Raw genomic sequence first — 18,519 nt, 5'->3', positions numbered from 1 at the left:
TCTCCCCATCCGACAAGGGTTGATCGGTTCGCGGCGTGCGTCCATGCCGCGCCGGACGTGCTCGGCCCTGTGAATCTGTGAAGCGGTGCTGTGAGGCGGTGAAGCGGGGCGGGCGGCCATCGATCGATCCCGACGTTCCCCGGAGGTGCACGGACCGCCTTGGCAGGCTCCGTGCAGGGCGCACCGTGGCGACAGGCCGGGCTTGCCGGCGAAGTCGCCTGTCCGCGCGGAGGCGCGCGCATGCGGTCGCTCTGGATTGTTCTCGTCCTGATGCTCGGATCGGCGCTGCTGATTCAGGTGGTGATGGCCTCCGACAGCCGCATTCCGTACGCGCGTTTCCGCGCGCTCGCGGAGAGCGGGGAGCTCGCCGAGGTCGAGATCCAGGACGACGTGTACATCGGGCGGGCGGCGTCCGGCCTGAGCTCGCACGCGCAGCAGAGCTACCGCACGGGGCGCATCGAGCAGACCGAGAAGGATCTGCTCGCGGCTCTCGACCGGCGCAGGGTCCCGTACACGCGCGTCGCGGACGGGCGAGGGCTCCTGCCGTACCTCTGGCTGGTGCTGCCGTTCGCCGGGCTGGTCGCGGCGGTCCAGCTCGCCTCGCGCCGGGCGACCACGGCGGGGAACGTTCCGAACACGGCGACCACCTTCGGCAAGAACCGGGCGCGGGTCTACGAGGCGCAGGGGTCGGCGGCGACGTTTCGCGATGTGGCCGGCAGCGCCGAGGCGAAGGCCGAGCTCGGCGAGATCGTCGACTTCCTGAAGACGCCGGAGCGGTACGAGAAGCTCGGCGGCCGGATGCCCAGGGGGGTGCTCCTCGTGGGCCCGCCCGGCACCGGCAAGACGCTGCTCGCGCGAGCGATCGCGGGCGAGGCGAGCGTCCCCTTCTTCAGCGCGTGCGGGTCGGAGTTCGTGGAGATGTTCGTCGGCGTCGGCGCCGCGCGCGTGCGCGATCTGTTCTCCCAGGCGCGCGAGAAGGGGCCCTGCATCGTGTTCATCGACGAGCTCGACGCGGTCGGCAAGGCCCGAGGCCTGGGCGGCTCCGTCGGCGGGCACGACGAGCGCGAGCAGACGCTCAACCAGCTCCTGACCGAGCTGGACGGGTTCGACGCGCGCACGGCCATGGTCGTGATCGCCGCGACGAACCGCGCCGAGATCCTCGATCCAGCGCTGCTCAGGGCGGGGCGCTTCGACCGCCGGGTGCACGTCGACAGGCCCGACCTCGGCGAGCGGAAGGAGATCCTCGCGGTGCACGCGAAGAAGGTGGCGCTCGACCCGGGCGCCGATCTCGACGCCATGGCGGCGCAGACCGCCGGGCTCGTCGGCGCGGATCTCGCGAACATCGTCAACGAGGCGGCGCTGCTCGCGGCGCGGCGCAGGGCGGCCGCGGTGGGGCAGAGCGACCTGGAGGCCGCGGTCGAGCGCGGGGTAGCGGGGCTCGAGCGGCGCGGGCGGCGGCTCGGCGCGCGCGAGAAGCTGGTGGTCGCCTACCACGAGGTGGGGCACGCGCTGGCGGCCACGCTGCTGCCGACGCAGGACCCGGTGCGCAAGGTGTCCGTGGTGCCGCGCGGGCCGGGGGCGCTCGGGTACACGATGCAGCAGCCGCGCGAGGACCGTTACCTGTGGAGCCGGCAGGAGATCCTCGACAGGCTGGTCGTGCTGCTCGGAGGGCGCGTCGCCGAGGAAGAGGCCGTCGGGGACGTGTCGACCGGCGCGCAGGACGATCTGCTGAACGCGACGGAGCTCGCGCGGCGCATGGTGCGCGAGCTCGGGATGGGCCAGGGGGTGGGGCTCTCGGCGCTGGAGCCGCGCCGGCAGCTGTCGTTCCTCGACGAGGCGCGGGGCGGGCCGCCCGCGGGCGCGGGGCCGCGGGAGTGCAGCGACGCGACCGCGCGCGAGGTCGACGCGGAGGTCGCGCGGCTCCTCGCGGACGCGGAGGCGCGGGCGCGCGCGATGATCCACGCGCACCGCGCGGAGCTCGAGCGCATCGCCGCCCGGCTCTACGAGGTGGAGACCCTGAGCGGCGATGAGCTCAGGGCGATGATGGCGAGCGGCGGAGCGGCGAGCGCGTGCTCAGTCGACGCTCCGTAGCGCGCGGGACATGTCGAAGCCCGCGGCGTCGTGGTGATAGACCACGCGGAGCACGCGGCCGCGGACGAGCTCCCGCGGCACCGCCCCCATCATCCGGCTGTCGAGCGAGGCGGCGCGGTTGTCGCCCATCACGAACAGGTGGTCCGGCGGCACGACGACCGGCCCGAACGCGGCGAAGTCAGGCTCGCCCGCGGCGTGCGTGACCGGGCCGAGGTGCTCCACGCGCGAGCCGTCGCCGAGCTGCTCCACCTGCTGCGCAGCGCCGTCGACATACAGCACGCCGTCCCGGAGCATCACCGTCTGGCCGGGGAGCGCGATCACCCGCTTGACGAGGAGGGTGGAGCCGCCGCGCGGATCGGCGAAGAGCACCACGTCGCCGGCGCTCGGCCCGCTGCGGTCGAACAGGGTGCGATGCGTGAGCGGGACGCGGACCCCGTAGGCGACCTTGTCGACCAGGATGCGGTCGCCCGGGGCGATCGTCGGCCACATCGAGCCGGTGGGCACATGGTACTGGTCCGCGAGGGTCGAGCGACCGAGCGTGAGGATCGCGAGGGCCGCGAGCAGCTTGAGGAGGCCACGCGCGAACGGCGCGACCGTCTGGTAAGCGCGCCGCGCGAACGCGCGTTCGGATCGGGGCACGAACAGGCCGGCCTTCGCGGGCTCGAGGCACGCTGTCGCAGCCTCCGCCGCCGGCCGGGGGGAGCCGGGATCGCTCATCTCCGCCGGGGCTAGCATCCGCGCGCGAGACAGGCCAGCTTCGCCGCATGCACCGCTGTACTTCATCTACTGCACCATTCTCCCGAGGTCTGGGCCGCCTCACACTCTGCGGATCAATGTCGCTTCATCCGGTATCGACAGGTGCCGCGATGCACCTCGCCGGCTACAGCGCGCTGGGGCTCGACTTTACCTATATCCCTTTTGCGGTGACCGATGTTGAAGGCGCGACGCGCGGGATGCGGGCGCTCGGAATCCGCGGCCTCGGTGTGTCGATGCCCTACAAGCAGGCGGTAATTCCACTACTGGACGAGATCGACCCGGTCGCCGCGCGGATCGGCGCGGTGAACACGATCGTCAACGAGGACGGGCGCCTCCGGGGTTACAACACCGACTGGATCGGCGCCGTGCGGGCGCTCGAGGAGGTGACGCAGCTCGGGGGCGCGCGGGTGCTGCTCCTCGGCGCCGGCGGCGCGGCGCGCGCTGTCGCGTTCGGGCTGGCGGAGCGCGGCGCGACCGTCACGGTCGCGAACCGCGACCTCGAGAAGGCACGGCAGCTCGCCGCGGCGGTCGGCGGGACGGCCGTGCCCCTCGACGGCGGGGCGCTCTCGCCCGAGCACGGCGTCCTCGTCAACGCCACGTCGCGCGGCATGGCCGAGGTCGACCCGCGGAGCCCCGTCGCGGAGGAGGGGCTCCGGGAGGATCTCCTGGTCATGGACATCGTGTACAAGCCGATGGTCACGGAGCTCGTGGAGGCGGCGCGGCGGCGCGGCGCGAGCGCCGTTCACGGCGGGAGGATGCTCCTCCACCAGGCGGCAGAGCAGTTCCGGCTGTACACCGGGCACGAGCCGCCGCTCGACGCCATGGATGAGGCGCTGCGCGCTCAGCTCGGCTGATGCGCCGCCGCCGGGCTCGGTCGCGCCGTCCGCGCCAGGCGCCGCCAGCCGGCGTGAGACGCGCGGCGAGCTCTGTCGTACGCCTCGCTGCGCCTCGCTGCGCCTCGCGCGTCCCCTCCGGAGCAATGGCGAAGGGCGAGCGCCACGCGTAGTCTTCAGGCGATGATCTCGTTCGAAATACGCGCAGCCGTGACCGGCGACGAGGAGCAACTCCTCGATGTCGCGCGCCACCTGAACTCGGTCAACCTGCCGAACAACCGTGACGCAATCCACGAGATCGTCGCCGAGAGCCACAAGAGTTTCAGCGGGGCGATCCAGGACCCTCGCCTCCGCCAATACGTCTTCGTGCTCGTCGATCTGACGAAGGGCGGCAAGGGGACGATCGTCGGGACGTCGATGATCATCGCGCAGCTCGGGCGGCGCGGCATCCCGTACATCTTCTTCGACGTGCTCGACGAGGAGAAATACTCGGCCACGATCGACAAGCACTTTCACCATACGGTGCTGCGCATCGGCTACTCGTACAACGGCCCCACCGAGATCGGTGGACTCGTGCTCATGCCAGCCCACCGGCAAGGGCCCGAGCGGCTCGGCACCATGATCTCTTATGTTCGCTTCCTCTACATGGCCGCGCGCCCCGCGCTCTTCCAGGAGGAGATCCTCGCGGAGCTGATGCCCCCGCTCGAGCCGGACGGCACGAGCCACCTCTGGGAGGCGCTCGGGCGCAAGTTCACCGACATGAGCTATGCCGACGCAGACCTCCTCTCCAAGAAGAACAAGGAGTTCATCAAGGGCCTCTTCCCGGAGGGGACCCTCTACGCCTCGCTGCTGCCCGAGGACGCGCAGCGCGTGATCGGAAAGGTAGGGTCGCAGACCCGAGGGGTGGAGAAGCTCCTGCGACGCATCGGCTTTCGCTACGCCCACCGGGTCGATCCGTTCGACGGCGGGCCGCACTTCACCGCCCGCATGGACGAGATCTCCCTCGTGAGCGACACGCGCCAGGGGAAGGCGGGCCGCCCGTTCTCGCCGAGCCCGTCGGACCCGAAGGGCATCCTCGCGCTCGAGCGCCCCGATCCCCCCTATTTCCGCGCGGTCACCGCGTCCTTCCGCGATGAGGGGGCACGCGGCCTCGCGATCGCCGAGGACGCCTGGGAGCACCTCGCCCTACAGCCACTCTCGCCGGTCTGGGTCCTGCCCATGCCCTAGCAGCCGCGGACGCCTGCGCGCTTCATCTGGAATGCGCACGCCCCGCGGCTCAGGTCGCCTTGCTCCGTGACGATTCTGTTGCTACAGAATTAACAGAAGTTTTCACACGGGAGTTCGACGACATGGCCCTGGGATTGGACTTCGATTTCAGGCGCTTGCCCGCGCTGGAGCGGAGGGGGCTCCGGCCCGGGGCGGCGACGCAGGACGAGCGCGGCGCGGAGAGCGCGCCGGTGGCAGCAGCGGGCGGCGCGGAGCCCGCGCTGTCGGAGCGGGAGAGGCGCATCGCCGCCGCGCTCGCCGAGGCGGCCATGCCGCCCGGCCGCTTCCTCAAGGGCGCTGGCGCCGCGACCGCCAGCCGCCTCGCGGGCTGGCTCTGCTCGATCCCGCCGCACCTCGCGCAGGGGCTGCGCGCGGCGCTGTGGGCGATGGAGCTCGCCCCGATGGCGACCCGGCTCAGGCCGCTGTCGGCGCTGCCGCTCGAGGAGCGGATGGAGGTGCTCCGCGGCTTCGAGCAGAGCCGCGCGCGGACCCTGCGCTCGCTGCTCCGCGCCGTGCTCACGCCGCTCCGGTTCCTCCACTACGACCGGCCCGAGATGTTCCAGCACGTCGGCTGCCGCTACGAGCTGCCCACGGTCCGCAACGAGGAGCCCCGGTGGCTGGCGCAGGTGACGAACGGGCGCGAGGTCGAGGAGGACCTGGAGCTCGAGTGCGAGGTGCTCGTGATCGGCACCGGGGCCGGCGGGGCGGCCGCGGCCTACGAGCTCGCGTCGCGGGGGCACGCGGTGCTGATGCTCGAGGAGGGCGACTACCACCGCCGCGCGAGCTTCACCGGGCGGCCTGCGCGCGCGTACCGGGACATGTACCGCGATCACGGGCTCGACATGGCGGTCGGCAACGTGAGCATCCCGGTGTTCGCGGGGCGCGCCGTCGGGGGGAGCACCGTGATCAACTCCGGCACCTGCTACAGAGCGCCGGAGAGCACCTTCGCGTCCTGGCGAGACGGCATGGGACTGCCGGCGGAGTTCTCGTCGGACGGGCTCGCCGCCTACTACGAGCGCGTCGAGCGCATGCTCCAGGTCGCCCCGGCCAACCCGCTGCACCTCGGGGCGATCGGGCCGATCGTCCAGCGCGGCGCGGAGCGGCTCGGCCTGCGGCACGGGCCGCTCCAGCGCAACGCGCCGGACTGCGATGGGCAGGGGATCTGCTGCTTCGGCTGCCCCACGGGGGCGAAGCGCTCGACCGACGTGAGCTACGTGCCCGAGGCGCTGAAGCGCGGCGCGCAGCTCATCACCGCGGCGCGCGTCAGGACGATCGACATCGTGGCGGGGCGCGCGCGGGGCGCGACGGCGGTCCTCGGCGGCGACACGAGGGCCGGAGCCGCGGGCGGCGGGGGCAGACAGGGACGGCGGCGGCCGCGGCTCGTGGTCAGGGCGGAGGCGGTCGTGGTGGCCGGCGGCGCGCTCATGACGCCGCTGCTCCTGCGCCGGAGCGGCGCGTGCCTCTCGAGCGGCATGCTGGGGAAGAACCTCTCGATCCACCCGGCGTCCAAGGTGATGGCGCTCTTCGATGAGCGGATCGACCAGTGGCAGGGCATCCCGCAGGGCTACCAGATCGACCACTTCGCCGACGAGGGGCTGATGTTCGAGGGGGGCTCGCTGCCGTTCGACGTCGCCGCGCTCGCCGTGCCGTGGACGGGGCGCCGCTACACCGAGCTGATGGAGCGGTATCCGCACCTCGCGACGTTCGGGTTCATGATCAAGGACACGAGCCGCGGAGAGGTGAGGCCCGGGATCGGCGGCACGCCGCTCGTGCTCTACACGATGAACGACGAGGACGTCGCGAAGATGCAGCGCGGGATCGAGCTGCTCTCCGAGGTGTTCCTGGCCGCCGGGGCGCGCCGGGTCCTGCCCCTCGTCGCCGGCTGCGACGAGGTGAACGGCCCCGCGGACCTGGAGCGGCTCAGGTCACGGCAGATCAAGGCGGGGGACCTGGACATCGCCGCGTTCCACCCGCTCGGGACGTGCCGTATCGGGGTGGATCCGCGGACGTCGTGCCTCGGGCTGGATCACCAGGCGCACGACGTCGCCGGGCTCTACGTGTGCGACGGGAGCGCGATCCCCTCGTCGCTCGGCGTGAACCCGCAGATGACCATCATGGCCATGTCGCTGCGCGCGGCCGAGCTCCTGAGCGAGCGGCTATCCGGCTGAGCCGGCGCGGTACCCGATGGCGGCGGCGCGCTCGCTGCCGATGCGGTCGCTCTCGACGGCCCCGTCGCGCATGGTCACCACGCGCGGCATCGACTCGGCGAAGCTGAGGTTGTGCGTCACCACCACGATCGTGGTGCCGTGCTTGCGGTTCATCTCGAAGAACAGCTGGTGGATCGAGTCGCTCGTCGCCGTGTCGAGGTTCCCCGTCGGCTCGTCGGCGAGGAGGAGCTTCGGCGACAGGACGAGCGCCCGCGCCAGCGCCACCCGCTGCTGCTCGCCGCCCGACAGCTCCCCCGGCCGGTGCGTCGCGCGCTCCGCGAGCCCGACCTCGGCCAGGAGCGAGCGCGCGAGCGGCTCCATCTCGCGGCGGGTCTTCCCCTGGATGAGCCCCGGCATCATCACGTTCTCGACCGCGTTGAACTCGGGGAGCAGGTGGTGGAACTGGAAGACGAAGCCGATCGTCCGGTTCCGGATCGCCGCGAGGCGCGAGCTCGGGAGCCCGGTGAGCTCGTCGTTGCCGAGGCGGATGCGGCCGCTCGTCGGGAGATCCAGCGTGCCGATGCAGTGGAGGAACGTGCTCTTGCCGGCGCCGGAGGGGCCCACGAACGCCACGACCTCGCCCTGGTTGATGACGATGTCGATGCCGCAGAGCACGTGGAGCTCGCGCCCCATGTGGACGAACGTCTTGCGGAGGTCTTCGACGACGACGAGCGGAGTGGACATGGGATGGTTACTCGTAGCGGAGCCCGTCGACCGGTGAGAGCTTCGAGGCGGCGCGGGCCGGGTAGAGGGTGGCGATGGTGCAGATGAGCAGCGCCGCCGCGGCGACCATCGCATAGTCGGAGCCGTTCACGTTCACGGGCAGCCGGTCGATGTAATAGACGTCGGGGTCGAGCCGGACGCCGAACCAGGACAGGCCCGTGCAGGCCGCGAGCGCGGTGCCGACACCGTAGACGGTGCCGATGGCGCCGATGATGACGCCCTCGAGCATGAACACGCGCATCACGGCGTTGTCGGAGGCCCCGAGCGCCTTGAGGACGGCGATCTCCTTGCCCTTCTCCGTCACCATGAGCAGCAGCGTGCAGACGATGCAGAAGCTCGCGACGGCGATGGCGATGGACAGGATGATGAACGTCGCGATCTTCTCCAGCTTGAGCGCGCTGAAGAGGTTCTTGTTCATCTCCATCCAGTCGCGGACGCGGAGCGCCGGAGGCGGCTTGCCGCCCTCCGGCGGTGGCTCATCCAGCGCCGCGCTCGCGGCGATCGCCGCCTCCACGGCCGGGCGGACCTCCTGCACCCGCTCGGGATCCGGCACCCGGATGTCGATGTGGGTGATCTTGTCCTCGAGGCTGAAGAACTTCTGCGCCTCTTCCATCAAGACGTACGCGTGCGTGACGTCGTACTCGTACATGCCGCTATAGAAGATCGCCGCGACGCGGAACCTGCGGGAGCGCGGCATGACGCCGGTCGGACCGAGCTCGCCCATGGGCGACAGGAGGGTCACCTCGTCCCCGACGAGCACGTGGAGCGACTTCGCGAGCTCGCGGCCGATGATGACGCCGGGGTACACGCGCGTCTGCTGCTTCAGGTAGTCGCGCACCGACGGGTCGACCTCCGACGGCTGGCGGAAGTCCGGCCCCTTGAAGTACGGCTCCCCGCCCGGGCCCCGGCCGATGATCTCCTCGGGAGGCAGGCTCGTCAGCTTCTCGGGGTCGCGCAGGTAGTCGAAGCTGCCGACCTCGATGTTCTTGGCGAGGTCGATGACCTGTCCGATGGTGTCCGGATCGATGCCGCGGACGAGGGCACCAGCGGTGTTCGAGGCGCTGGAGCCCATCGCCTCACCCGCCACGACGGGCGTCGCGGCGGCGCCGTAGGGCGCGAGCGCGACGCGCACCTTGGTGAGCTTGTCGTCCCAGTCGCCGAAGCCGCCCGGGCGGGAGACGTCGACGACCATGTGCGCGTTGTTGCCGAGGATCTTGCGCTTCAGGTCGGCGCCGAAGCCGCCCATGATGCTCGTCACCGAGCACAGGGCGCACGAGCTGACGCCGACCCCGGCCATCGACAGGACCGAGATCACCGTGAGGAAGCCGCTCTTCGAGGCGCGCACGTGGCGCGCGCCGACGTACGGGACGAAGCTCCGGCGCTCGAGGGTGTCGAGGATGATCGGCAGCAGCGCCGACAGCACGAAGAACAGGAAGACGACGCTCGAGATGAGGGCGGTGAAGCGGATGATCTGATCGGTGGCGTTGACCGACGCGAGCCGCCCCGTGGGCATCCTGGACGTGAGCACCGCGGTGATCCCGAACGTCACGCCCACGAGCGCGCCCCACCACCAGCCCAGCGCGCGGTACAGGCCGCTGCGGACAGGGCGGCTCCCGGCGACGAGGTAGCCGGTGCCCGCGCCGATCAGGACGCCTCCGACGATCCATTTCAGGGTCGGATGGAGCGGCAAGACCGCGAGCCAGAGGATGCCGATGGCGATCGCGACGAGGAGGCACAGCGTGCCGAAGGCCCTGAGCAGCTGGCGCGCCCTGGGCCCTGCCCTGCCGAAGAGCCTCCAGGCGAAATCGGTCTCGGTGAAGAGCAGGCGGCCGACGCCCACCGCGAGCAGCGAGGCGAGCAGCCCTCCGACCTTCTCGGGGTTGCTCGTGAAAAAGGCGCCGAGGAGCCCGAGACCCTTGAACCGCTGACCGGCTGCGAGGGGCGCCAGGGCGAGCAAGCTGGCCCCCGCGAGCCCGATCACGAGCCCGACGCGCGCGACGCGGGGGCGCTTCGGCTCCAGCTCGCCCTTCTGGCCAAAGCGGGTGTAGCCCCGCCAGACGAGCAGGAGGACGCCCAGCGCGACGGCGGCGAGGAGCGCGATCTGTAGCGGCTTCGAGAGCTCGGTCACGTGTCGGTCTCGGGGCGGAGCAGGGGGAACAGGATGACGTCGCGGATCGACGTCGCGCCGGTGAGGAGCATCGTCAGGCGATCGATCCCCATGCCGAAGCCCGCCGTCGGCGGGAGGCCGTGCTCCAGGGCGCGGACGTAGTCGGCGTCGTAGTCCATCGTCTCCTCCTCGCCCCGGGACTTCTTGGCGACCTGCGCGCGGAAGCGCGCGTCCTGGTCCTCGGGATCGTTGAGCTCGCTGAAGGCGTTGCAGAGCTCGCGGCCGTCGATGAAGAGCTCGAAGCGGTCGACCAGCGCAGGGTCGCTGTCCTTCTTGCGCGCGAGCGGCGAGACCTCGAAGGGGTAGTCGATGATGAAGACGGGGATGCTCTTGTCGCCCGCCTCGGTGCGATAGTCCCTCGTGAGGAACGGCTCGACCACGTACTCGTAGGCGGAGAAGACGAGCTCCCCGGGCGACTCGCACTTCTTCGCGCCCGAGCGGAAGTTCGTCCAGTCGATCTCCCGCCCGCTCGCCTTCGCCGCCTTCGCCCACTCCTTGATGGGGGCGTCGTCCGCGGTGATGCGCTGCGGGACGTCGGCCGGCAGGCCCGACTTCGAGAGGGCGCGGGCGATCCCCTCGGCCATGGGGACGCGCGCGAAGCGCTCGAGCGAGTACGTGCGCTGCGCGGCCCAGGCGGCGTGCTCGGCCGGGAGCCGCTCGGCGAGGCGGGCGTCGACGTGGCGGAGCATCGCCTCGGTCGCGTCCATCAGGGTCTCGTACGTCGCGTACGCCTGGTAGTACTCGATCATCGTGAACTCGGGGTTGTGCCGCGTGGACAGCCCTTCGTTCCGGTAGCAGCGGCCGATCTCGTAGACACGCTCGAAGCCGCCGACCACGAGCCGCTTCAGGAAGAGCTCGGGCGCGATGCGCAGGAAGAGCTCGAGATCGAGCGCGTTGTGGTGGGTCTTGAACGGCTTCGCGGCCGCGCCGCCGACGAGCGTGTGCATCGTCGGGGTCTCGACCTCGAGGAAGCCGCGCGTGTCGAAGAACTCGCGGAGCGCGGCGACGATCGCGCTGCGGGCGCGGAAGACCCCCGCGACGTGCGGGTTGGCCACGAGGTCGACATACCGCATGCGGTAGCGCGACTCGACGTCCTTGAAGCTCGTCTTGGTCGGCAGCGGGCGGTAGGCCTTGGTGAGCAGCCGGAGGCGCTCGGCGCGGATCGAGAGCTCGCCCTTCTGCGTCGCCATCGCGACGCCGTGGGCCTCGACGAAGTCGCCGAGGTCGATGTCCTCGAGCCGCTCGAAATCGGCGAGGCTGCCCTGCTCGCAGTAGAGCTGGAGCTCGCCGGTGCGGTCGCGCAGCCGGACGAACGTGACGCCGCCGAACGAGCGCACGAAGAGCACCCGGCCCGCGACGCGGAACGGGTGCGGCTCGACGCGCGCCGGATCGTACCGGTCCGCGGCGGGCCGGTCCGGCGCCGCGCCCTCGGCCTTGGGCTCGGCCGCGGCCCGCGCGCCGTCGAAGCGCGCGCGGACGGCAGCGAGCTCGGTGAGCGGCTCGCCCGCCGTGACGTCGTTGGCGAACGGGTTCTCGCCGCGATCGCGGAGGCGCGCCGCCTTCGCCTTGCGGGTCGCGATCAGCGTCTCCTCGGCGCGCGCGGCCTCGGCGGCGTCCTTCACGAGCCGCTCGGCCTTCCTGTCGTTCGGCCTGTCTTTTTGCTGGCTCACTGAGCGTCGTCCTCCGCGACCGAGCCGCCCTTCCGGAGCGAGCCGCCCGCCGCGGCGAGCAGGTAGGCCTCGATGAAGCCCTCGAGATCGCCGTCGAGCACGGCGTCCACGTCGGTGGCCTCGGTGGAGGTGCGGACGTCCTTGACGAGCCGGTACGGCGCGAGGACGTAGTTCCTGATCTGGCTGCCGAAGTTGATGGCGCTCTTCGAGGCGTTGTGGGCCTGGACCTCGGCCTCCCGCTTCTGGAGCTCCATCTCGTACAGCTTCGCCTTGAGGACCTTCATCGCCATCGCGCGGTTCTGGTGCTGGCTGCGCTCGGCGCGGCACACGATGTTGAGGCCGGTCGGGATGTGCCGCAGACGAACGGCCGTCTCGACCTTGTTCACGTTCTGCCCGCCCTTGCCGCCGGCGCGCATCGTCGTGATCTCGATGTCCTTCTCGTTCACCTGGATGTTGATCTCGTCGTCGCTGTCCGGGGTGACCTCGACGGCGGCGAACGCGGTCTGGCGCGTGTGATCGGCGTTGAACGGGCTCATCCGGACGAGCCGGTGGACGCCGGCCTCGGAGCGGAGGTAGCCGTAGGCGGCGTCGCCGCTCACCGTGAAGGTGACGGCGTCGATGCCGGCCTCGTCGCCGTCCTGGTAGTCGATGATCTCCGTCTTGTAGCCCCGGCGCTCGCAGAAGCGCAGGTACATGCGGAGGAGCATGGACGCCCAGTCCTTCGCGTCGGTGCCGCCGGCGCCCGGGTGGATGCTGACGATGGCGTTGCCGCGGTCGGCGGGGCCAGCCAGCATGCGGTCGAGCTCGGCCTTGCGCAGGCGCGCGGCGATCGCGCCGGCCTGCGCGTCGGCGTCGGCGATGACGCCCTCGTCACCCTCGGCGGCGCCGAGCTCGAGGTACTCCGCGAGATCCTCGATCTCGCGGCCGAGCTTCTGCGCCATCTCGAGCTTCGACTCGACCTGGGCGCGCTTGCGGAGGACGGCTTGGGCTTTTTCCTGATCGTTCCAGAACCCGGACGACAGCGTCGTCTGGGTCAGATCCTGGAGCATCCGTTCGAGCTTGGGGACGTCAAAGATGCCCCCTTAGCGCCTCAAAGCGCCGTTTGATGTCCAGGACTTTCTCGCGGGTCTCGGAGAGCATGGCGGGGGATCTATTCGATCCGGGCGGCGATCGCCAGGAGAGACCGCCGCGCGTGAACGGACGCCAGCGGCCCCCGCCCCGGGCGCTGGCGAGGCGCTCCGCGGCGCAGGGCGCGGGCGTGGCCGCCCGCTCCTCACGCGGGCGTCGGCGCGGGGGCAGATCTCCGGAAGGCGCGACGGATCGCGGGCCAGACACGCCGAGACCTCCACGCGCCGAGCGAGTGCTGAAGCGCGTCCTTGATGGCCTTCATGGAGACCTCGGGAGGCGACGCCGGGTTGCTCAGCGCGCTGTCGAGGTAGCGTGCCAGGAGCTCGGTCAGGGCGACGGCGGTGACCGCGTTGGAGAAGAGGCCGGCGACGGGGATGAGGCCGAGCGTGAAGTTGGCGAAGAGCCGCACGGTCGCGCCGCCCCAGATGATCTTGCTCACCTGCAGCCACGGGGCCTTGAGGAGCGGCACGCCCCGGCGCCGTGTCGTCGACACGGAGAACCAGTAATGAATGGGAACCACGATCAACTCATCTGCGCCAGGGATGGGCTGCGTGACGAAGCTCGTCACTGCGGCCACGGCAGAATACTTGTTGGTCATCCGGCGGGTCTTCGCGTCCATCGACGGTATATACGGCGCGGAGCCAGCTGCCGGGAGGCCAGGACGAGCCAGTCGGCCCGGAGCCCGCGCGCGAGATCGAGGGCAGATCACGCCCGACCTGGACGAAGCACGGGAGTCTCCGCGCGCCTCGGTGTCTTCAGGATCTGGCGCTCTCCTCGAGAGGCGGACAACGGGGCATCTCCCCGACGAGCGGGAGCGACCTGCGCATCAGCCACCGAGGACACAGGGATCGCCGTCCTCATCTCCCGCGCTCCGCGCCGCGGCGGCCTCTCCCTCTCCAGAGCCGCAGGCGCTCTCCAGAGCCGCAGGCGCTCTCCAGAGCCGCAGGCGCTCTCCAGAGCCGCAGGCGCTCTCCAGAGCCGCAGGCGCTACGGATCGAGCCCCTCCCGGCACGCGACCCTGAGCTCTGCGAGCGCGGCGACGAGCGACTCCCGCTCGCTCCGCCACGCCGGAGAGTCGTCCTCGGCGTCGCGCCGGCGGAGGTGCTCGCGCGCCTCGTCCCAGAGCGGACGGGGAGGCTCCTCTGCGGGCACGCGCTGGCGCAGGGCGTCCGCGAGGCGGAGCACGCGCTCGACGCGGGACAGCGCCTCGCCGAGCGGCACCTCGCCCGCCTTGCAGCGCCGGAGCAGGCCGCACTCGTAGCTGCTGCACACGGAGAAGCGCGTCTCGTAGACGGTGCACTTCCGGTCGCGGTGGCAGGGGCACGGCAGCCTGAAGGCGTCGTGGTACTGGTTGCAGGCGAGCGGCAGGCGCAGCTTGTCCGCGAGCGGGAGCTCGTGCTCCTCGAGCGGCGCGACGTCGAAGAGCAGCCCCGTGCAGCAGAGGCCGCACGCGGTGCAGAGGTCCGAGCCGCTCGGCCGCGCCTCGGAGGCGTCGCTCGCTGGGGGAGAGCTCACCCGCCTCGATTGGCACGCTCACGGCCGGGCGTCGAGCCGGGAGGCGGGCGGGCGCGGCGCGCGCGCCCGACATGCCCGCAGGCAGGCGCGGGCGCGCGCACGTCGGCAAGCGATCGTCAGTACGCGATCTGCGAGTAGGGGCAGCGCGCCTCGATCGCCTCGATGTCGCACGGCTCGGGCGGCATGCAGTTGAAATACTCCGGGCAGCTCGCGTCCTGCTCGCAGCCGCAGCCGCACGCGTTCCCGAAATAGTCCGTGTTCTCGGGGCAGAAGAAGTCGATGACCTGGCACTCCTCCGGGCTGTCGGCCACGTAGTTGCGCCACCACTCGGCCTCCGGGTCGCAAACGCAAGCGCGCTCTGTGCACGCGATGGTCCCGTCGGCCGAACACGTGCATGTGTTGCAGCCGTCGGAGGACGGGAACGACTCGCCCGGCTTGTAGTCGATGCCGTCCTGGGTGCAGCCCTCGTGGCAGAGGATCTGCGTGCAAATGCGGGTGCCGTCGGCGTCGCACCTGCAGGTGTTGCAGCCGTCCGTCGGGAGCTCCGTCCCCGGCTCGCATTCGTGGCACGCGATCTTGGTGCAGCCGACGTTGCCGCTGCCGGAGGGGTCGCACGTGCACGTGTTGCAGCCATCCGAGGCGGGGAAGGACGCGCCAGGGGGATGGTCGACGCCCTCGTAGGTACAGCCGGCGACGCACGCCCTGAGGGTGCAGGCGACGCTCCCGTCGTCCGAGCAAACGCAGGTGTTGCAGCCGTCGTCGGACGGGAACGAGTCGCCAGGCCTGTGGACGACGCCATCCACCTCGCAGGGGGTCCCGCCATCCACGACGGTGATGTTGCAGCCCGCGAGCGCGCCCGCGGAAGCGAGGGCAGCGAACGAGAGCAGGCCGCTGACGTGGAACCAAGAAAGACGGTGGGCTGTCATGGGATTCGCTCCTGTGCCAGAGAATGCCAGCGCGGCGCCCGGAGGAATCGGCCTCCGCAGCGCGGTGGAAAGCGCTGGGAGCAGCGGAAGAAAGGACCGTGCCAGACGCACCCGGCGGCGCGCGGCCGGGGATGAGGCGTTCGCCGCCCCGCGCTCCGCCGCCCCGCGCTCCGCGGCGCGCGCTCTCTCAGCTCGCCGCCCCGGCCTCCGGGTCCTCGAGGACGATCTCGCGCAGGTGGTCGAGCCCGACCGACCCGGAGCCGATCACCCTGGCGTGGAACGCCTTCAGGTCGAAGGCCCCGCCCTGCCGGCGCCGGAGCTCCTCGCGCAGCTCCAGGACGACCCGCTCACCCACCTTGTAGCAGATCGCCTGCCCCGGCCAGCCGAGGTAGCGCGTCGCCTCGCTGTGGGCGTGCTCCAGCGTGAGGAAGGCCCGGCGGTGGAGGTACTCGACCGCGATCTCGTAGCGCCATGGCTCCCCGGCGTGGAGCGGGGCGTGCGAGGGGATCGGCAGATCGAGGTGCATGCCGATGTCGAGCACGACGCGGTAGGCGCGCGTGAGCTTGCCCGAGAGCATCCCGAGCACGTACTCCGGGCGCTCGAAATACCCGAGCTCGTACATGAGCTGCTCGGCGTAGAGCGCCCACCCCTCGGCGTGGCCGGAGTTCGTCACCAGGAAGCGATGGAGCCGGCTCAGCCGCCCCTCGAGGTGCACCTGGAGCCCGCACTGCAGGTGATGGCCGGGAAAGCCCTCGTGGTACGCGATGGTGATCTCCTCGTAGAGCGGGAACTCGCGCTTCGCGCCCGGGGCGTACCAGACGGTGCCGGGCCGCTTGAAGCCGTCGCTCGGGGGCACGTAGTACGCGCCGAGCGCGCCGCCGGGCGGGGCCATCTTCACCTCGATCTGGCGGATGGGCGCCGGGATGTCGAAGTGGACGCCGTCGAGCTCGGCGAGCGCCCGCCGCTGGCGCTCGGACATGATGCGGAGGAACTCGTCCGCGTCATGCGCGCACCGGGCCGGGTCGGTCGTGAGCCGCTCGATCACCTCGGGCAGCGACGCGCCCGGAAGGATCTCGTCCGCGAGGCGGGCCATCTGGGCCTCGATGGCGTGCACCTCGGACCAACCCCAGGCGTACGTCTCGATCGGGTCGATGCTCGCGCCGAGAAAGCGGCGCGCAAGGCGGAGGTAGCGCTCCCGCCCCACCGCGTCCACGGCGCTGGCGCTGGGCATGTAGGTCTGCTCCAGGTACCCGGCGAGCGCGCCGAACGCGGCGCGCGCCCGCTCGACCCCGGCGGCGAGCCGCTCGCGGCCAGCGCCAGCGGCGAAGCCGGACGCCTCGTAGGCGGCCGGCAGCGTGAGGAAGAACGACGCCTCGCCCGCCTGGTAACGCGCCTGCTCGATGACGGCGACGACCTGACGACGCGCGACGACGTGGCCCGTCCGGCGCCCCTCCTCCAGCGACGCGCGGTAGCTGTCGCAGGCCTGCGGCAGGCCCTCGAGGCGCGACGCGACCGCCTCCCAGCCGGCCGCGCTCCCGAGATCCATGAGGTCGAAGACCATCCGGAGGTGCTGGAACGGCGACTCGATGTTGTTCAGATCGCGCAGGTGCTCGCCGTGGCGGAAATCGTCGAGCCGCTCGTCCAGGTAATCGGCCATGACACGGCGTGCGAGGCGCCCCCACCGCGCCTCTGGCCCGCGAGGGGGCGGCAGCGACCGAAGCCGCTCCCGGAAGGAAGCGAGCGTGGTGGCCCAGTCCGCGGCGCCCGCCGGGCTCCAGTCGTTCCAGGCGCCCTCGTCGCACGGGATGCCTGCCAGGGTGGCGTGAACGGGGCAGCGGGCGGCGAAGGCTTCGACGAACTCGTCGCTCAGGGCGAAGATCGGATCGCGCGCGTCGTGGTTGTGTTTCACCGCGACAGCATATGCGGCCACGCCTGAATTTTCGCCGTGCACGCGAGACGATCCGGCGGGTCTTCGTTACGCTGGGTGGAGGGAGACCGCTCACGCGCGGCGCCCCGGGGAGCGACATGAACCACCGCAGCCTGCCAGGCGAGCTCCATGACGACGACCTGCGCCCCGGCGCCGCTCCTCCCTCGCGCCCCCATCCCCCGCGGCGGCCCGTCTGGCCGCGCCTCGCCGGGCTCGTCGCGGCGGCGGCGGCGCTCGCGGCGCTCGGCTGCGGCGCCGGCTCCTCCGGCCAGCACGCGAGCGCGGCGTCGCGGGAGGCCGCGACGATGACGCCGGCCCAGATCGCGGCGCGCGCCACGCCGGCGGTCGTCACGATCCGCGGCGACGGCTCGCTGGGGGCGGGCTTCCTCGTCCGCGAGGACGGCTGGATCGCGACGAATTTCCACGTCATCGCCGGGATGCCGGACCTGGAGGTGGTCCTCTGGGATCAGAGCGAGCACCCGGTGCTCGAGGTGCTCGCGTTCGACGAGGATCGGGACCTCGCGATCGTCCGGATCCACGCGCCGCGGAAGCTCCCGCTGCTGCCCCTCGGCGACAGCGGCGCGGTCCGCCCGGGCGATCCGGTCGTCGCGATCGGCCACCCGCTCGGCCTCGCCGACACCGTGTCGAACGGCCTCGTGAGCGCGGTGCGCGTGGTCGACCCCGCGCTCACGCTGCTGCAGATCTCCGCGCCGATCGCCCCCGGCTCCTCGGGCGGGCCGCTGTTCAACGAGCGCGGCGAGGTGATCGGCGTCGCCGCCGCGGTCGCGACGCAGGGGCAGAACCTCAACTTCGGCGTGCCCGCGGCCTACCTCAAGAAGCTCCTGGTGCACCCCGATCCCGTCCCGCTCTCGACGTTCGCGGCCGAGACGGCCGACGAGGAGCCAGCGCTCCCGGCGGTGAAGCGCTCGGTGCCCCACCACGCGCTCTCGCTGCTCCGCGGGTGCACGGAGGGCGACCTCCTCGTGCTGGCGCGGACGATGGACGGCGCGATCCAGGTCGGCTCGCCGCTCTACAACGAGGGAGATTTCGCTTCCTGCTATCACATCTACGAGGGCGCCGCGCTCGACATGGAGCGCCGGCTCGGCGCCGCGTGCAGGGGCCCGAAGCAGGCGCTCGCCACGGGCCGCCGCAAGGCGTCCAGGCTCGACGACAACGCCGCCCAGGCCTGGGCGATGCGCGACGCCTTCGACGGTCTGCTCGATGTGATCTTGCGCAAGGTCCACGGCGACGCCGAGTGAGCGGCGCGTGATCGCGGCGCGCTCGTCGGCGATCGCTCGGCGAACGCTCCG

General features: G+C 71.6%; 14 protein-coding genes. 5 read left to right on the top strand and 9 right to left on the bottom strand.

From position 1 onward, the window contains the following. Nucleotides 1–240 precede the first annotated feature (240 nt). The gene (ftsH, locus tag WME89_RS10830; RefSeq protein ID WP_438009139.1) at nt 241–2,091 is read left to right on the top strand and encodes an ATP-dependent zinc metalloprotease FtsH; all 1,851 of its coding nucleotides are present in this window, start codon (nt 241–243) and stop codon (nt 2,089–2,091) included. Here ftsH and lepB read toward each other — a convergent pair. Beyond that, complete coding sequence (gene lepB, locus WME89_RS10825) at nt 2,074–2,730, bottom strand: signal peptidase I (RefSeq protein ID WP_438009138.1); 657 nt, start codon at nt 2,728–2,730, stop codon at nt 2,074–2,076. The genes ftsH and lepB overlap by 18 nt on opposite strands. Nucleotides 2,731–2,924: 194 nt before the next feature. Here lepB and WME89_RS10820 point away from each other — a divergent pair, with 194 nt between their 5' ends. The 3 genes from WME89_RS10820 (at nt 2,925) to WME89_RS10810 (ending at nt 7,114) form a co-directional block, all read left to right on the top strand. After that, on the top strand, nt 2,925–3,701 hold the full coding sequence (locus WME89_RS10820; RefSeq protein WP_438009137.1) for a shikimate dehydrogenase: 777 nt from the start codon (nt 2,925–2,927) through the stop codon (nt 3,699–3,701). A gap of 162 nt (nt 3,702–3,863) precedes the next feature. Next, complete coding sequence (locus WME89_RS10815) at nt 3,864–4,907, top strand: arginine N-succinyltransferase (RefSeq protein WP_438009136.1); 1,044 nt, start codon at nt 3,864–3,866, stop codon at nt 4,905–4,907. 122 nt (nt 4,908–5,029) lie between these two features. Further along, nucleotides 5,030–7,114, top strand: a complete 2,085-nt coding sequence (locus WME89_RS10810; protein ID WP_438009135.1) for a GMC family oxidoreductase N-terminal domain-containing protein — start codon at nt 5,030–5,032, stop codon at nt 7,112–7,114. Here the strand turns inward: WME89_RS10810 and WME89_RS10805 are convergent. From WME89_RS10805 to WME89_RS10770, 8 genes are all read right to left on the bottom strand, one after another. Then, nucleotides 7,103–7,837, bottom strand: a complete 735-nt coding sequence (locus WME89_RS10805; RefSeq protein WP_437625069.1) for an ABC transporter ATP-binding protein — start codon at nt 7,835–7,837, stop codon at nt 7,103–7,105. The two genes, WME89_RS10810 and WME89_RS10805, sit on opposite strands and share 12 nt — an antisense overlap. A 7-nt stretch (nt 7,838–7,844) precedes the next feature. Further along, the gene (locus WME89_RS10800; RefSeq protein WP_438009134.1) at nt 7,845–10,004 is read right to left on the bottom strand and encodes an FtsX-like permease family protein; all 2,160 of its coding nucleotides are present in this window, start codon (nt 10,002–10,004) and stop codon (nt 7,845–7,847) included. Continuing rightward, entirely contained in the window at nt 10,001–11,713 is a 1,713-nt protein-coding gene (gene lysS / locus WME89_RS10795; RefSeq protein ID WP_438009133.1) for a lysine--tRNA ligase, read from the bottom strand. The genes WME89_RS10800 and lysS overlap by 4 nt, the downstream gene beginning before the upstream one ends. Then, nucleotides 11,710–12,853, bottom strand: a protein-coding gene (gene prfB / locus WME89_RS10790; RefSeq protein WP_438009132.1) for a peptide chain release factor 2 whose coding sequence is annotated in 2 segments (ribosomal slippage) — nt 11,710–12,783 and nt 12,785–12,853 — 1,143 coding nt in all. Because the reading frame shifts where the segments join, the coding sequence is not laid out codon by codon here. The genes lysS and prfB overlap by 4 nt, the downstream gene beginning before the upstream one ends. A 133-nt stretch (nt 12,854–12,986) precedes the next feature. Continuing rightward, nucleotides 12,987–13,460 carry a hypothetical protein gene (locus WME89_RS10785; protein WP_438009131.1) on the bottom strand — a complete coding sequence of 158 codons (474 nt, stop codon included), beginning with the start codon at nt 13,458–13,460 and terminating at the stop codon, nt 12,987–12,989. Nucleotides 13,461–13,828: 368 nt separating this feature from the next. Continuing rightward, entirely contained in the window at nt 13,829–14,356 is a 528-nt protein-coding gene (locus WME89_RS10780) for a hypothetical protein (RefSeq protein WP_437625064.1), read from the bottom strand. A gap of 116 nt (nt 14,357–14,472) precedes the next feature. Next, nucleotides 14,473–15,282, bottom strand: a complete 810-nt coding sequence (locus tag WME89_RS10775) for a hypothetical protein (RefSeq protein ID WP_438009130.1) — start codon at nt 15,280–15,282, stop codon at nt 14,473–14,475. Nucleotides 15,283–15,469: 187 nt separating this feature from the next. Further along, complete coding sequence (locus WME89_RS10770; RefSeq protein WP_438009129.1) at nt 15,470–17,191, bottom strand: DUF885 domain-containing protein; 1,722 nt, start codon at nt 17,189–17,191, stop codon at nt 15,470–15,472. Between the two features lie 116 nt (nt 17,192–17,307). On the opposite strand from WME89_RS10770, the gene WME89_RS10765 reads away from it, so the two are divergent. Continuing rightward, nucleotides 17,308–18,468: a S1C family serine protease gene (locus WME89_RS10765; RefSeq protein WP_438009128.1), complete on the top strand. Its 1,161-nt coding sequence runs from the start codon at nt 17,308–17,310 to the stop codon at nt 18,466–18,468. Nucleotides 18,469–18,519: the final 51 nt, after the last annotated feature.

The sequence above is a fragment of the Sorangium sp. So ce321 genome (assembly GCF_051530195.1).
Lineage (GTDB): Bacteria > Myxococcota_A > Polyangia > Polyangiales > Polyangiaceae > Sorangium.
Note: the sequence above shows the minus strand (reverse complement) of the source record. Positions and strands in the feature narration are given on the sequence as shown.